This window comes from Streptomyces acidicola (assembly GCF_009377235.1).
GTDB lineage: Bacteria > Actinomycetota > Actinomycetes > Streptomycetales > Streptomycetaceae > Streptomyces > Streptomyces acidicola.
The window spans coordinates 1-2,455 of record NZ_VMNX01000473.1; the positions used below are offsets into that span (position 1 = coordinate 1).

A 2,455-nucleotide genomic window follows, 5' to 3' on the forward strand; every position below is an offset into this window, starting at 1 on the left:
GTGCACGGGGTGCACGGGGTGCACGGGGTCACCCCGCCCGAGGTGCCCGCCCAACACGCCCGCATACCCTCGTACGCATGCCGACCCGCCCCCAGGGGACCGTGACGCGCGGGACCACGAACCCCAACCGTCTGCGCCGCATGGACCGCTGGATCGCGGCGACCCACGGCGCCGAGCTGCGCCGCGCGGCGGACCCGCTGGCGGTCGACCTCGGCTACGGCGCCGCGCCCTGGACCGCGGTCGAGCTGCTCCGGCGGCTGCGCACGGCGGCCCCCCGCACCCGCGTGGTCGGCGTGGAGATCGACCCGGCACGGGTGGCGGCAGCGCGGCCGTACGAGCGGGCGGGGCTGGTCTTCCGGCACGGCGGCTTCGAGGTGCCGGTGCCGGGCACGCCGACCCTGATCCGCGCGGCGAACGTGCTGCGCCAGTACGACGAGGACGAGGTGACCGCGGCCTGGGACCGCCTCCGCGCGCGGCTCGCCCCCGCCACGTCCACGTCCCGGGGAGGCCTGCTGGTCGAGGGCACGTGTGACGAGATCGGCCGCCGTCACGTCTGGGTCGCGCTCGGCCCGGAGGGCCCCCGTACGGTCACGTTCGCCACCCGTCTCGGCTCCCTGGACCGCCCGTCCGACCTCGCCGAACGCCTCCCCAAGGCCCTCATCCACCGCAACGTCCCCGGCGAGCCGGTGCACGCCTTCCTCCGCGACTTCGACCGCGCCTGGGCGACCGCGGCACCGTACGCCTCGTACGGCGCCCGCCAGCGCTGGATGCGCGCCGTCCGCGCCGTGAGCACCGACTGGCCGGTGCGCGACGGCGCGACACGCTGGCGCCAGGGCGAAGTCACGGTCGCGTGGGAGGCCTTGGCGCCGCGCGGCTGATGTGGGACGCCTGGGGAACGCATGCCGTGAGTTGTTCGTCACACAGGGCGGGCAGATCATCCACAGGGGTGTGGAAGGCGCGGAGGAGTGGAAGAGGGGAGGGAGTTCGTGTCCTCCTCTGTCGTATTGCGGCACGACATGGCACGATCCCCCACGTGTCCGGAAGTTACTGACGGTAAATCAGTTTGGGGGGCAGAGGCATGACTGCGGGCAAGCGGAGCCTGACCACGGCGGCCGTGGCACTTGTCTGCGCGGTGACCATGCTGGGCGCACCGGGCATGGCCCACGCAAGCCAGGCGAAACCGAACCCCACACCATCGCCCTCACCGACGGATTCACCCGGTGCGACAACCGCGAGCACCGAGGAACTGGAAGCCGTACGCAAGAAGCTGGACAGGCTCTACCACGACGCGGCGGTGGCCACGGACGCCTACAACGCGGCCGAGGAGAAGACCAAGAGGCAGTCCGCCGAGATCGTCGAGCTGGCCCGCGAGATCGTCAAGGGCAAGGAGAGGCTGGAGAAGCTGAAGGACCTCATGGGCGCGGCAGCCCGCGCCCAGTACCGCGGCGGCGGCCTGCCGCCCGAGGTCCGACTCTGGCTCAGCGAGAACCCGCAGGACTTCCTCGACAGCGCCGGCCGCGTACGGCAGGGCCAGCTCGCGTCCAAGGGCGTACTCGCCGAAATGGAGCGCACGCAGCAGGACTTGGAGCTGTACGCGAAGGACGCCTCCACCCAGTGGAAGAAGCTGGAGGCCAACCGGAAGGCCAGGGCCGAGGCCAAGAAGGAGATCAAGAAGCAGATCGCCGCGGCCGAGGAGCTGGAGTCCCAGCTGGAGCAGGAGGAGCGCGAGCGGCTGGCGGAGCTGGAGGAGCAGGCCGCACGGAAGGCGCAGACCGCGTGGCTCGGCTCGGGCGTGCTGGACGAGATCAGCGGCAAGGCGTCCGAGGAGGGCAGGAAGGCGGTGAAGTTCGCGACGGACCAGATCGGCAAGCCGTACGAGTGGGGCGCCGAGGGTCCCGGGACGTACGACTGCTCCGGCCTCACCTCACAGGCCTGGTCCTTCGCCGGGAAGGGCATCCCGCGCACCTCCCAGGAGCAGTGGAAGCGGCTCGACCGCGTCGACGTCAAGGACATGCGCCCCGGCGACCTGATCATCTACAACGCGGACGCCAGCCATGTGGCGATGTACATCGGCGACGGCGCCATCGTCCACTCCCCCCGCCCCGGCCGCACGGTGACGATCGCAGGCGCGGGCTCCATGCCGATCCTGGGAGTCGTACGACCGGACGCGTGAGCCGCACGACGCACGGGGGCCGCGGGGGCCGCGTCGCGGGTCGGGCCACGCCCGTGCGCTTTTAGGGGCGCGGGGCTGTACTGCATATGCGGCTCCGCCGCGTGGGCGCGACCACCACGACAATCCCGCAGCAGACCACCAACAACAGACCCCGACAGACACGGCTAATAGGCCACAAGCCTCACCATAACCACCGACCCAGCCAACACCCCTGAATAGCAACAAAAAACGGCGAAAAGGGAACACTCCACCCACGCGCCCCCTACCACGTTCCCTCACCAC

2 protein-coding genes are annotated in these 2,455 nt (G+C 71.1%); both read left to right on the forward strand.

All coding sequences use genetic code 11. From position 1 onward, the window contains the following. The first annotated feature begins 77 nt into the window (after positions 1 to 77). Positions 78 to 878 (forward strand): class I SAM-dependent methyltransferase, encoded by an 801-nt coding sequence (locus tag FPZ41_RS46085; RefSeq protein ID WP_152870822.1) that lies wholly within the window; start codon positions 78 to 80, stop codon positions 876 to 878. Between the two features lie 200 nt (positions 879 to 1,078). Next, positions 1,079 to 2,173, forward strand: coding sequence for a C40 family peptidase (locus FPZ41_RS46090; protein ID WP_152870824.1), 1,095 nt, complete (start codon positions 1,079 to 1,081; stop codon positions 2,171 to 2,173). Positions 2,174 to 2,455 lie beyond the last annotated feature (282 nt).

Coding starts and splice junctions, on each gene's coding strand:
- FPZ41_RS46090 (WP_152870824.1), top strand. CDS start 1,079: ATGACTGCGGGCAAGCGGAGCCTGACCACGGCGGCCGTGGCACTTGTC.
- FPZ41_RS46085 (WP_152870822.1), top strand. CDS start 78: ATGCCGACCCGCCCCCAGGGGACCGTGACGCGCGGGACCACGAACCCC.